Source organism: Verrucosispora sp. WMMA2121 (assembly GCF_027460185.1).
In the GTDB taxonomy this organism is placed as follows: domain Bacteria; phylum Actinomycetota; class Actinomycetes; order Mycobacteriales; family Micromonosporaceae; genus Micromonospora; species Micromonospora palythoicola.
The window spans coordinates 1,694,703-1,707,247 of sequence record NZ_JAPZBH010000006.1 but is presented as its reverse complement, the minus strand read 5'-3'; the positions used below and the strand labels follow the sequence as shown (position 1 = coordinate 1,707,247).

Annotated in this window: 12 protein-coding genes; 7 read left to right on the top strand and 5 right to left on the bottom strand. The window is 70.8% G+C overall.

Going from position 1 to position 12,545, the window contains the following annotated elements:
• Window position 1 precedes the first annotated feature (1 nt).
• The 4 genes from O7605_RS16720 to O7605_RS16705 all read right to left on the bottom strand — a co-directional run bounded on the left by O7605_RS16720 (window position 2) and on the right by O7605_RS16705 (window position 4,076).
• Window positions 2-358 (bottom strand): pilin, encoded by a 357-nt coding sequence (locus O7605_RS16720; RefSeq protein WP_443083988.1) that lies wholly within the window; start codon window positions 356-358, stop codon window positions 2-4.
• 706 nt (window positions 359-1,064) lie between these two features.
• On the bottom strand, window positions 1,065-1,949 hold the full coding sequence (locus tag O7605_RS16715; RefSeq protein ID WP_269740037.1) for a hypothetical protein: 885 nt from the start codon (window positions 1,947-1,949) through the stop codon (window positions 1,065-1,067).
• A gap of 671 nt (window positions 1,950-2,620) precedes the next feature.
• Window positions 2,621-3,040 (bottom strand): GIY-YIG nuclease family protein, encoded by a 420-nt coding sequence (locus O7605_RS16710; RefSeq protein ID WP_269740036.1) that lies wholly within the window; start codon window positions 3,038-3,040, stop codon window positions 2,621-2,623.
• 505 nt (window positions 3,041-3,545) lie between these two features.
• Entirely contained in the window at window positions 3,546-4,076 is a 531-nt protein-coding gene (locus tag O7605_RS16705; protein ID WP_269740035.1) for a hypothetical protein, read from the bottom strand.
• Window positions 4,077-4,425: 349 nt separating this feature from the next.
• Here O7605_RS16705 and O7605_RS16700 point away from each other — a divergent pair, with 349 nt between their 5' ends.
• From O7605_RS16700 to O7605_RS16680, 5 genes are all read left to right on the top strand, one after another.
• Entirely contained in the window at window positions 4,426-5,346 is a 921-nt protein-coding gene (locus O7605_RS16700) for a hypothetical protein (RefSeq protein ID WP_269740034.1), read from the top strand.
• Window positions 5,330-6,334: a TRM11 family SAM-dependent methyltransferase gene (locus O7605_RS16695; protein WP_269740033.1), complete on the top strand. Its 1,005-nt coding sequence runs from the start codon at window positions 5,330-5,332 to the stop codon at window positions 6,332-6,334. The genes O7605_RS16700 and O7605_RS16695 overlap by 17 nt, the downstream gene beginning before the upstream one ends.
• 108 nt (window positions 6,335-6,442) lie before the next feature.
• On the top strand, window positions 6,443-6,991 hold the full coding sequence (locus O7605_RS16690; RefSeq protein WP_269740032.1) for a DNA cytosine methyltransferase: 549 nt from the start codon (window positions 6,443-6,445) through the stop codon (window positions 6,989-6,991).
• A gap of 223 nt (window positions 6,992-7,214) precedes the next feature.
• Window positions 7,215-7,700, top strand: coding sequence for a hypothetical protein (locus O7605_RS16685; RefSeq protein WP_269740031.1), 486 nt, complete (start codon window positions 7,215-7,217; stop codon window positions 7,698-7,700).
• Window positions 7,701-7,941: 241 nt separating this feature from the next.
• Window positions 7,942-8,310 (top strand): DNA-binding protein, encoded by a 369-nt coding sequence (locus tag O7605_RS16680; protein ID WP_269740030.1) that lies wholly within the window; start codon window positions 7,942-7,944, stop codon window positions 8,308-8,310.
• Between the two features lie 61 nt (window positions 8,311-8,371).
• Here the strand turns inward: O7605_RS16680 and O7605_RS16675 are convergent, their stop codons facing one another.
• Window positions 8,372-9,700 carry a hypothetical protein gene (locus O7605_RS16675; RefSeq protein WP_269740029.1) on the bottom strand — a complete coding sequence of 443 codons (1,329 nt, stop codon included), beginning with the start codon at window positions 9,698-9,700 and terminating at the stop codon, window positions 8,372-8,374.
• A gap of 271 nt (window positions 9,701-9,971) precedes the next feature.
• On the opposite strand from O7605_RS16675, the gene O7605_RS16670 reads away from it, so the two are divergent.
• Both O7605_RS16670 and O7605_RS16665 read left to right on the top strand, forming a co-directional pair.
• Window positions 9,972-11,432, top strand: coding sequence for a site-specific integrase (locus tag O7605_RS16670; protein ID WP_269740028.1), 1,461 nt, complete (start codon window positions 9,972-9,974; stop codon window positions 11,430-11,432).
• A gap of 81 nt (window positions 11,433-11,513) precedes the next feature.
• Window positions 11,514-12,338 carry a class I SAM-dependent methyltransferase gene (locus O7605_RS16665; protein ID WP_269740027.1) on the top strand — a complete coding sequence of 275 codons (825 nt, stop codon included), beginning with the start codon at window positions 11,514-11,516 and terminating at the stop codon, window positions 12,336-12,338.
• The last annotated feature ends 207 nt before the right edge of the window (window positions 12,339-12,545 follow it).

Here is a 12,545-nt window from a genome sequence, read left to right as displayed (position 1 = left end):
GTCAGCCTCCGACGATTCCCTGGACGACCTCCAGCAGAATGGGCGCGAGCACTGCCAGGCCGTAGCCGATCAGGGCGTTCTTCAGTGCGCCCTTGGCCTTGTCGACCTGGGCCGGATCCCCGCCGGCGGTGGCCCAGTACACCCCGGCCAGGACCAGGAACAGGGTGGCGACGGCGGCCAGGATGCCCATCACCCAGGTCTGCAGGTTGGCGATGACGGTGGGCAGGTCGTTGGCGGCCAGGACGACCGGGCCGCCGGCGTCGGCGTAAGCGACGGCCGGCACGGCCAGCGTCACCACAGCCGCCGCCGCGGCGGGCGCGGCAACCCGGGCGACGAGGCGAAGCGCGTGGGTCGTCATCAGTGCGTGGGAGAGGGCGATGGTCAGGGCACGTGAACGTGCCAACAGCGGGCGGATCATGATGGCTGCACCTCCCGCCCCGGCTCGCAGCCGGGGCGATTCGTCGAAACGGTGGGCGGAGAGCCGCCGCCAGGCTCGGAAGACACACGTCGGCCGGGACCGGGGTGAACCTCGGGAGGAGGTCGTCCTCCCGTTCGGGTTGGCGATTATCGATGAGGTGTCAGCGCATCAACGTGGCGCGGCACCCGAGGCACCCGATCCCGTGCCGACCAGGCCTCCCGGCCCGGCGGCGGGCGGAACCAACCCCCGCGTGACACCGTGGTGGCGCCGGAGGAGTTCCGCACCCTCAAACCGGCGTTTGTGAGCCGTGGCGAACACCTGCCGATCCCACAGCGCTCCGACACGACCTCACAAACCTCTGACAGCCCTGGTCAGCGGCCTTTCCGACGAGCACGCCGCTGGTGGCGGACCTCGCCGTCGGCGTCGGCCTCGGAATCTCACAGCCGCCGAATCAACACCCCGCCGGGGCCGCTGTCAGATCCGTGAGAGATCCGTCAGGCCCGCTTGGCAACGGCCACGGCGGGTCTCCCCGTACCAGGGTGGCGGGCGGTAGCAGCGGTGAGAAGTGGCGCGTTCGTCGCACGCGCTGGCGGGCCCGACCATCTGGTCGGGCCCGCCACCGGAGAACCTGCGGAATGATCGGCGGTCAGGCGGCCGTCAACGTCACCTGCGCCGCGGGATGCCGCGCGCTGCCACCGCGCGCGGCCCGGATGTGCTGCCGTCGCTCGGCCGCGGCGGCGAGGTCTTCCCGCGCCCGGGGTGAGGTCGCCTCGGTGAGCATCCCGGCGGCCAGCGCGTCGGCGATGCGGACGTCGATGCGCTCGACACGTCGCCGCAGTGTGTCGACCTCTAGGCCGAGGCCGGCGGCGATGGGTTCGATGGCCCGCCGGCCCAGCCGCACGTCGATATACGGCTGCTCATCGCACTCGTCAACGATGCCCAACTCGACGGCCCGCCGGACGAGGAGGTCCGGATGGCCGTAGGGCCGCTTCGGGGTGCGAGGGCCGGTGACGTGTTCTAGGTCGTCCACCGGCACGGCCTCGGCACCGTCCCGTTGCCGCAGCTCGTGGCCGGCCCGCCACGCGGCCATGCACAACGCCGCGTACGGCGCCGGCTTGGCCAGGTCGACCCGGTCACGCAGGGCGCCCAGGAAACCGGTGAGGATCTCGGCGTCCAGGTCGTGGGCGTCACCGGCCCAACCGGTGTGCAGCCGGCCGGCGTAGCGGCGCAGCGCCGGCATCGCCAGGGCGACTGCGGCGATGACCCAGGCGGGCCCGTCGAGACGGGCGCGGCGGACCAGTTCCCGCCACACGACGTCACGCACCGTGTAGGCGCGTGGGTGCTCCAGCAGCCACTGCCGCAACGCCGGCAGGGCAATGACACCGCCGGGCAGATCGCTGTCATCGCCGAGCTGGCCGACAAGCGGGTCGAGGTCCAGTGACAACGGGTTGGGGTCGCAGGTCAGGTCGCCGAACGCCGTGTCCACGGCGTCCAGCGGCGAGTCGGGCCAGTCCTTGGCGGAGACGGTCATGTCACGAACTCCCATGTCAGAGACGAATGTCGATGACGGGCCGGAGCTGTGCAGCCGGCGCGCATGACCGCCATTGCGCCACCCCGGTCTCACAGACCCCTGACAGCGCAGGCTGGCAGGCGTGGACACCGGGTCGACGCCCGTCAGCCGCCCCCGACCACCGCTCGTTGACGATCGACGTCGACGAGCGTCATCGTTCTGACAAAGCCACGTTGACCTGCGCGCTAACACGACCGGAGACGGCGGACACGATCCGCGGCGGCGGCCGGCTGGTGAGGACGCGGCACCGCCGCGCGGGCCTGACGACGCGTCCCGGCCGGTCTCACAGCGCCTGACAACGCCTCACGACGCAACGGTGTCAGACCACGACCGGCTGGACGCCCCACCGACTGTCGGCGTCCACCAGGCGCCGCCGCGTCGGCTGACAGCGTCCGCCCGGCGGGCCGAGACGATCTGACAATCCGCTGTCCGAATGACAGACCCGGAGCCTGTGTCCTCGGTGACACCGCTGCCGTCCGAAAAGCCAGACAGCGGTCTGACAATGTCGGTCAGCATCCCCTGTCATCGGCGCATGCCGCTGTCAGGGTCGAGGTGGTCGTGACCCTGGGTGTCTGACAGACCTCAGTTGATCGCGGGCACCTGAGCCTGCCAGCAGCCGGCCTGCCACAACTTCACTTCCAGCATTGCTCTCTACATGAGGTGCTGACGAAGTCGCTCAGCTCGTCAGCCCACAGGAACCACTCGCGGCCGACGCCGACGCGAAGGTGACGGAAGCGGTGCTGCAGGTCGGTTTCAGCGGCATGGCGCCGATCCCGGTCGGGCTCGTAGATGACGTGCGCCAAGTGCAGTCTGGCCGAGTTGCCGGTCTGGAGGTTAGCGAGTCTGAGACGAGGGTCGTTGCCTTGACCGATCTTGACCCGGTCGGGGTTCCCGCCGTCGAGCCTGTCGCGATACTCAACGATGAAATAGACCCCAGGGATGTTGTGGGGGTCATGGGGCGGATAGTCGGGGTCGGTCAGGATCTCCTTGGGGGTACCGCGGTGATCGCGGAGCAGCTGCTCAATCCTCCTGCTTGCGGCCTTCCTGTTCATCACGGCTCCGCCCGCCAGGTGCGGGTGCCGACCGGAGCGACGTCGCAACGGGGTTTGAAGACTCGGGGAAGCCCGAAGGCCTCAAGGTCGAGTACCGGTGCGCGTGGCGGAGGGACTGCCATCGGAACGGGATTGGTCATGACCAACGGTTCTACTCCACGCTCGCCACGTTAGACACCACCAGGGCGGACCATTCCGCCTGCGCCGCCACCAGAACGGCAGGCCATCGCCCTCATCGCGCTCGAGCCTGTTTGAGTTGAGCAGTGCTACGGACACCGAGGTGACAACCGAACGCTGACATCAAGCGAAAAGTCTCAGTCGCCGAGCTGCCCCGACAACGGCAACTTGGATGCGACGGCCGCGACCTTCCCGCCTCATTCAACTTGCTCGGGCCCAGCTCAGCGTCACTGTCGTAGGGCACCGTCGCTGAGACGGGGGCACAGGAGTTACTCCGACTTCCGGAACGAAGGACGGGCCCGGCCCGCTGCGGCCGGGCCCCGAATGGTCACTCGTCAGCGGCGAAAGGGCCGTTGGCGTCATACCAGTCAATGAACTTGCTAACCGACCCGCCGAAGTCGGCGCGGATGCGGTCATGGATCGCCCGCTGGTCGTGGCCCTGCACCCACTCGCCGCGGGCGACGGTCGAGCCGCAACCGCAGCGGCAGGTGGCCATGTCAACCGGGTCGGCCAGATACAGCACCGGGAACCGGCTGGTGGACTCCGCCGGGTCCGGCTTGCCCACGAACTTGTCATGCACGGGGTCGCCGGACTGAAGGATGTCGCCAGCGAACGCGCGCCGGTCACCCTCCTGCCGCCACTCTGCGATCCGGATGGCCATCACGCTCTGCCCGCCGGCTACGACGACGGCGTAGCGCTCCTGTTCGGCGCGCTGATTGAGCCGCCACCAACCGCGGGCGGCGTCGTAGATTTCCTTCTCCGACATGGTCGGATCCCATCCAGCGTGCTGACGGGGCAGGAACGGGTGCGAGCCCTGCTCGTCCCCCACGTACGTGCGCTGACTCAGCTTGATACGCAACAACTTAGACCTCCTAGCGGCCGATGCCTGCTTGGCGCAAAGACTATAGAACCAGTCGCCCCTCTTTAATGCAAGGGTTTATCCACCAAGGAGGGCGTCGAGCAGTTGATCCGTAGTGGGCCGGCTGATTGACGAACCCAGCGGCCCGAGCCCTAACGGAGAACATGCAGGTCAATCGCGAAAGACAGTCTGCGAGGGCATCCCGGATGGCTACGACGAGCCACGCGGACACGCACCCGCTGTCAGACATCGGTGAGATCACCGTGAGATCGGCAGGTGTTCGCCACAGCTGACAAACACCGGTTTGAGGGTGTCAGCGCAGCACGGCGCGGCGCGGAGCCGACACCACATGAGCGAGCACACGCCGCAGCACCACAACCCGCATCCCGATCCCACCGTCGACACCGGCCCTGACGCCGATGTCGATCCGACCCCGACCGACCTGGTCGCCGGCGACCCGCCGGTACCGCTCACCGTCTGGCGCACCGCCCGGACCCCGGGCGACGCCGGACGCAGCATCGGCACCCGCCTCGCCGACCGCCTCATCGCCGCCTACAGCCGCCCCGGTGAGGCGGTCGTCGACCTCACCACCGACCACGCCCTCACCTCCGCCTGTGCGGCCGGGGCCCGCCGGCACCACCCGGCGTGGTTCACCGACGCGTCCAGCCTGATCATCGGCCCGGCCACTCCCATCCCGCTCGCCAGCGGGATCACCGGCGACGCGGACGAGGAGGAGGACCTGCCGGAGATGGGCGCCTGGTTCGGGGACGACCTCACCGACCCGGACCTGCACCCACCGGCCGACACGGGCGCCGGCCTGCCGTCCGGCGGCTCCCTGCAGCAGGCAACCAGTCTCGTGGTCGCCTGCTGGCCCCTCGACCTCAACGCCGCTACCAACCGGGTCCGGTTGGCGTGGCTGCTGGCCGCCTGCGCCCAGCTGCTGCAGCCGGGCGGCTGCCTGATCCTCGTCGTCACCGTCCCGGCCGGCACCACCGCCGGCCCGGAGGACTTCTCCGGCGTGGTCCAGGCCGCCGCTGGCGTCGGGCTGGGCTACCTGCAGCACCTTGTCGCGGTCACCGCCGACACCGACGGGGACGCGTTCGTCTACCACGTCACCGACGAGGAACTGCTCGCCCTCACCACCGCCGTGAGCGACCGGTGGCGGGTGGTGCACCTGCGGGTCCACGCGGACCTGATGGTGTTCAGCCAGACCCAGCGCCCGGCCCCGCGCCGGGCCGATGGGCGTGAGAGCGGTGGTCGCCGTGGCTAAGCACCGCGCGCACACCACCGCCAACGAGCCCGACAAGCAGAACACGACGACTGCCGCCACGAGCACCCACTCCGTCGGACGGCATCGGGCTGCTCCCGGCCCGGAGGGCCTGTCGGTGTGGGCGACCGCGCAGGCCACCGGACCAGTCCAGCGCCGCGGCCGGTACGTCCGTGAGTCGGTGCAGCACCCGGCGCGGATGCTCCCGGCGATCGCCGCGCACGCCGTCGCCGCCTACACCACACCCGGAGACTTGGTGCTGGACCCGATGTGTGGGATCGGCACCACGCTGGTCGAGGCGATCCACGCCGGCCGGGACGCGATCGGGGTGGAGTACGAGTCGCGCTGGTCCGACATCGCCGACGCCAACATCAAGCACGCCCACACCCAGGGTGCGACCGGCCGGGCCGGTGTGATCCGCGGCGACGCCACCAGCATCCTGTCGTTGGTGCCGGCGGCCCTGACCGGGCAGGTCTCGCTGGTGGTGACCTCGCCGCCGTACGGGCCGACCGTGCACGGCCTTGTCCGGCCCGGCGCCGACGGCGTGGCCAAGTTCGACAACGCCTACAACGACGGCACCGACCGCGGGAACCTCGCCTACCGGGACCTCACCGGCCTCGCCGACGGGTTCGCCCAGATCCTCGCCGGCTGCCACACCCTCCTCAAGCCTGGTGGGGTCGTCGTGGTGACCGCCCGACCGTGGCGCAAGCACGGCGAACTCGTCGACCTACCCAGCGCGGTCATCGGCGCCGGCATCCGGGCGGGCCTCACCCCCGTCGACCGGTGCGTGGCGCTGCTCGCCGCCGTCCGCGACGGCGGGCTCGTCGCCCGGCCGTCGTTCTTCCAATTGCAGGCGGTCCGTAAGGCGCGGGCCGCCGGCACCCCCATGCACCTGATCGCCCACGAGGACGTCCTCGTGTTCATCAAGAGCCAGACCGACTCGGGTTCAGGAAGCCTGGGGGACTCCCTCGGGGGAGGGGTGGTCGCGTGAGTGCGCATGCCCACCGCCACCCGAGCCGCGCGGCGGGAGTGCACAGCTGCTGCCTTCTGCGGTTGGCCGCGCGCGGTGAGACTCCGACGCTCGACGCCGGGGAGGTGCGTGATTGACCATCGACCCGCACCGCGCATCGGATCGCTGTGCACCGGCTACGGCGGTCTCGACATGGCCGTCGAGCTGGTGCTCGGCGGCCGGCTCACCTGGTACGCCGAAACCGACCGGCACGCCGCCACCGTCTGCGCCCACCACTGGCCCGGCATCCCCAACCTCGGTGACATCCGCGCCGTCGACTGGACCCGCATCGCACCCGTCGACGTCCTCACCGCCGGGTTCCCGTGTCAGGACATATCCAACGCCGGCAAACGCGCCGGCATCACCGGAGAGCACTCCAGCCTGTGGAGTGCCGTTGCCGACGCCGTTCGCGTGCTTCGACCGCCGCTCGTGTTCGTGGAGAACGTCGCCGCGCTCCTGCGGCGAGGTTTCGACGTTGTCGAAGCCGACCTGGCCGCGATCGGGTACGACACGAGGTGGACGTGCCTACGGGCGTCCGACATCGGCGCCGCCCACCGCCGGGACAGGCTGTTCCTGTTGGCCGCGCCTGCCGGACGACTCGGAGGGGGTGCGGACGCTGCCGACACCGTGCGCCCGTGACGGCAAAGGCCCCGGCCACCAGCGCGGGCTGCCCGACCTCATCGAACCGTCAGGCTCCACCCACGGCCTCCTATCCACCTCCACCGCGGGGCGCACCGCTCGTACCGGTGAGCAGGGGCATAAGCGGCAGGATGTCGCGCGGCTGCTGCCCACCCCCAGGGCGAGCGACACCGGGACGCCCGGGCGACGCGCGGGGGCCGGGTTCCGGCCCCCGCTGTCGCAGGTGCTGCTGCCCACCCCGCGGGCCACCGACGGCGAGAAAGGCTGCCCAGGGCAGCGCGGTTCGCACGGCGACCTGACCCTGCCGTCCGCGGCGGTGCGGGTCCCGGCCCGTACCCTGCCCACCCCGCGCGCGTCCGACGGGCGCGGTCCCGGGCGGCACGGCGACGGCGGTGCGGATCTGCGCACCACCATCGCCGGGCTCGGGCGGCCCGACGAGCAGCGGTGGGGCGGCTACGCCGACGCGGTCGCCCGCTGGGAGCGGCTGCTCGGCCGGCCCGCACCGCACCCCACGCAGATCGGCCGGCACGGCAAACCCGTCCTCGCGCCGCCGTTCGTGGAGTGGCTCATGGGCCTCGGCCCAGGCCATGTCACCGACGCCGACCTGGGGCTGCCGCGCACGCTTGCGCTGCGGGTCCTCGGCAACGGGGTCGTGCCCCAACAGGCCGCCGCCGCCCTGCGGCTGCTGCTGTGCCCACACACGTGGTAGCGGGAGAAGATCCCTTGGCCTACCGACGTGGCCAGTGATGGCGCGCCGGCTGAGGCCAGGGTGCCAGTGAGTTCCCGCTAACCGGCATCGGCGTGCTCCGTGCCTCCGCGGCCTCGCTCCGCAGGCGGCACCGCCAGTCCGACGCGATGGCGGTGCCGCCTGCGGAGGGGCAGCCCTCGTCTGAAACCCAGGAACCCACCTACCGCTGCGGCTGGTGGTCCGAGAAATAGGAGTCAAGCCCATGCGATCAGCACGACGAACCCGCAACCTCGCCCCCGCCGCCAACCCCGACAGCGACGACGCAACTTGTACCTGGACCACCGAGCGGATCCTGGCGCTCGGGGCGACCACGGACCTCGCCACCGCCGCCGCCATCCTCGGCATCTCCCGCTCGGCGGCCTACAAGCTGGCCGCCCGCGACGCCTTCCCGGTGCCACTGTTCCGAGCCGGCGCGTACTACCGCGTGCCGACCGCCCCGATCGTGCGGAAACTGCACCTCGATTTCCCGCCGGTACCGACATCTGGTGACACCGGCGGGGCGGGTGCCGACGAGGGCGGCGGGTATTCGGGCGGGGCCAGGGACACCAAGGGCTGCAGCCCTCCGCCGTGACCCCGCCACGGGTAGGACGCCCAGTGCGCGGCTCCCTATGTCGTGCCGGTGCAGCCGCCGACTACTGCTCGACGACACCGGAGAGGAGCCGGACCAGGGCGCGACGCAACACCCGCTCGATGTCATCCACGACCGCTGACAGGCCATCTGTCGGCTGGCCGGTGAGGGTGCGCAGTTCCCGCCTGCTCGGGTCGTCGCCGTGCATCTCGTCGTTGCGGAGCCGGTATCCTAGACGCAGGAGGGCCTCGAGCCGCTCCGGCGGTGCCTGCAGGACAGGGTCGTCCGCCAGGAGCGCGTTCGCTCCGTCAACGATCTTGTCCTGCTTGCGGGGATCCGCTGGCAGGCCCGGCAATTTGATGAACAGCACTTCGGCGCAGACCATCAGGTCGATAAGCCGGTCGGTCGGCACCCGGTCGGCCCCGGCCAGGACCAGCCGGCGCAGCGCGGTTTGCAGACCCCGGTTCTCCCGGACCGCGGGATGGGCGAGGAGGTCGTACACCTCGCGCACCGCCTCAACCTGCTCTCGCCCAAGGACCGTCGGCCGCTCCTCGTCAAAGGCGGGCAACACCGACAACGACGCCGTCGGCCCCAGACCCTGGGGAAAGTCGTCGTCCGGTGGGCAGCGGATCGCCCGAGTCGCGGTGACGGACCCACCGCACACCAGCCGAAGCGCAGCCACGAGACGGCTGGCTGGCTCGACCAACGCGCCTGAATCCGGCGTCGTCGGTTGGGCGGGTACGTCCATGGCCGAGCACACCGGGTACGAGGTGCAGCGGGTCAGGGCCCACTGGTGGAACCGCGACACGGTCACCGAGTTCGGGCCGACCGAAAAGGCGATCGGCACCGCGAGGTAGCCGATCGCGGCGCTCACCTGCCGGTCGCTCATCGCCTGCAGCACCAGGCCGTCCGGCAACGTGACCGCCTCGATGCCCGCGGTGGGGGTGAAGGCGTTGAGCGGGACCACCTCGACCAGCCGCGCCCGCGTGGCCAGCAGACCGTCCTCCAACCTGCTGTACGCGGCGTCGAAGGCGCCCTGGTCGAACCGGTAGCCCCGGGCGCCGGCAACTACGGGTTCCAGGACGTGCTGCACCAGCGTCCACCCCAACTGCCGGAGCGTGAGGGCGAACTCCACGCCGACGAGGCAATCCACCCGCTCGCGCAGCACCTCATCGGCGGCCACCACGGCCCGCACCGCCCCCATCTCGGCGAAGGTGTCCAAGAACCGGTAGTCGGCGACCCGGGCCGGCATCTGCCAGGCACCGCGGCGGATCGCGACGAACGACTCCTGCCCGTGGCGGTGCCACTCGCCGAAGTCGGGAACGGTCGCGAACACCGGCACGCCGTCGCGAGCGGCCAAGTCGCCGAGCACCGCCGCCATCAACTGGGCCACTGCCGCATGCAACTCCGGGCGTCGCGCCCGACCCCTCGCCACGTCATCTGCCGCCACCACTGGCCGTCCTCCATGCCCGATCTCACGCGAACCGGACAGGATCCCAGACTCCCCAGCAGGGCGCATCTGACTTTCGCCCCTCACCGGCCCCAGCGCATGGACCACCCACCGGACCTGGAACCGCGACTTGATCGTGCCCGCCGGTCACGCGTGGATGTCGATCGACCAAACCGATGCCCCACCACCCAGTCGAACGGGAGCACCACCACCGATGCCAGACGGAAGCATCTTCAAGCGCTGCGGCTGCCGCCACCCCGACACCGGCAAGCCACTGGGAAACGACTGCCCGAAACTACGCCGCGCGAACCGCGCCTGGAGTTCCGACCACGGCCACTGGGCCTACCAGCTCGAACTACCACCCACCACCGACGGCGGGCGCCGACAGCTACGCCGCTCCAGCTTTCCCACCCGCCGTGCCGCCGCCGACGAACTCGACCACGCCCGCGACCTGCTCGCCCTCGCCACCGGTGACCGGCGCCGCCGCACCGAGATCGCCGACCTGCTGCAAACCGCCGTACGCGCCAAACGTCCCCTGCCCGAGGCCGACCGCATCCGCCAGCGGCTGCGCGGCGACGGCACGCTGGCCGACATGCCCACCGTCGCCGAGTACCTCACCGGCTGGCTGACCCACCTCACGATCGACGCGAACACGCAGCGCGGCTACGAATCGATCGCGCGGGTCCACCTGATCCCACACCTGGGCGACATCCCGCTGGACAAGCTGCGCACCACCCACATCCGCGCCATGTTCGCCGCCATCGAGCGCCGCAACGACGAGATCGCCGCCGCGAAAGCGAGCACCGACCCCGCCGTCCGCGCGTCCGTCACCGGCGTGCGACCCACCGGTGCCACCACCCGCCAGCGCATCCGCGCCTGCCTGCGCAAGGCGATCAACGACGCCCTCGCCGACGAACTCATCGTCGGCGCCAACCCCGCCGCCCTGGTCAAGGTCCCCGCCGACCGGCCCCTACCGATCGTGTGGGAGGACGAACGCGTACGGCGGTGGAAGACCACCGGCGAGGTCCCCGGACCGGTGATGGTCTGGACCGACTCCCAGGTCGTGCAGTTCCTCGACTACGCAGCCGCACACGCCCCCGACCTTTACCCGATGTGGCACTACATGGCCTACCGCGGGCCCCGCCGGGGTGAGGCGTGCGGCCTGCGCGACAGCGAGGTGCGGTTGCACCGCCGCGAGACCACGATCAACAACCAGATCGCCACCCACGGCTACACCGCCGTGCAGAAACCGCCGAAGAGCAGAGCCGGGAACCGCGACGTCGCCCTCGACACCGACACGACCAAGGTCCTCACCGCCTACAAGGCCCGCCGTGCCGCCTGGCAACTCGCCGCCAGCGACGCATGGCCCGACACCGGCCTGTTCTTCGTCCGCCCCGACGGGCAACCGTGGCACCCCAACGCCGTCACCCAACGGTTCCGCAAGCTCGTCCGCAAAGCAGGGCTGCCCCCGATCCGGCTGCACGACCTGCGCCACAGCGCCGCCACCATCGCCCTCGATGCCGGCATCGACATCAAGGTCGTCTCCGAGCAACTCGGCCACTCCACCACAACTCTCACCCGCGATACCTACCAAAGCGTCACCAAACAACTGCACCAGGACGCCGCCGACGCCGTCGCAAAGAAGATCAACCAGAAACGCCGTAAGGCGGGGTGAAACCCACTCTCGCCAAAGCGGCAGCGGACGGCTGCGTGCGGCCGGGCCGGCCCCGGTCGCCCGAGCGAATACGCTCGCGACGTGAGCGGTGACGACCAGTTGCTGAGCCGGCGGGGCAGCTTCGACGAGAACCCGGACAACTACCAGGCGGCCCGGCCGGAATACCCGCCAAGGGTGTACGAGGTGCTTGCCGAGTGCGGACTGCGACCGGGTGCGCGCGTCCTGGAGATCGGACCCGGAACTGGGCAGGTGACCCGCCCCCTCGTGGACGCCGGCGCGTCGGTGCTGGCGGTGGAACTCGGTGGGCGGCTGGCGGCCCGGCTGCGAACGAACCTGACCGGCCGCGACGTGACCGTTATCGAGGGCGACTTCGCCACCGTGCCGCTGCCGGACGACACCTTCGACCTGGCCGTCTGCGCTACCGCGTTCCACTGGCTGAACGCGGGCGCGGCGGTGCGACGGCTGGCCCGCTTCGTCCGGCCGGGCGGAGGGCTGGCGGTGTGGTGGACGGTCTTCGGCGACCCCGACCGCAGCCCGCCCTGGCGTACGGAGCTGGACGCGGTGTACCGACGATGGCTACCTGGGCAGGGGCGCGGCCCCGCCGTTGTGCCAGCGCCGCTGCGGGTCGCCGAGCGCACGGCGGAACTGCGGGCAGGTGACTGGTTCGGCCCCGTCCAGGTCGAGATGATTCGCTGGGAGCACCATCTGACCCCGCACGGCGCGCGGGGGCTGTGGGGGACCTTCCCGAACGTACGCGAGTTAAGCACCGACCAGCGGGAGGCGTTCCTCGACGGCGTCGCCGAGGTGGTCGCCCGCCAACCCGGCGCGACGGCGACCGACAATTACGTCACCGTGCTGTACACGGCGCCGCGCCGAAACCACGATGCCGTTCCAGCCAGCCCCTGAAATCGGGCAGCGGACGCCTGAATGGCGCCAGCGATCTATGCCCCTTCGACAGGGCCTGAGCTAGCCGGGCCTGCTGAAGCGGGACACCACCACCGAGCCGTTCGAGGAGCTGAACCGAAGCGGTCTCGCTGGCGCGGACCGTTCTGGGCTGGCTGCGGGCCGAACAGCGGTCATCCCGTCTCCGGGTGGTGGTGTTGTTGCTCGGCG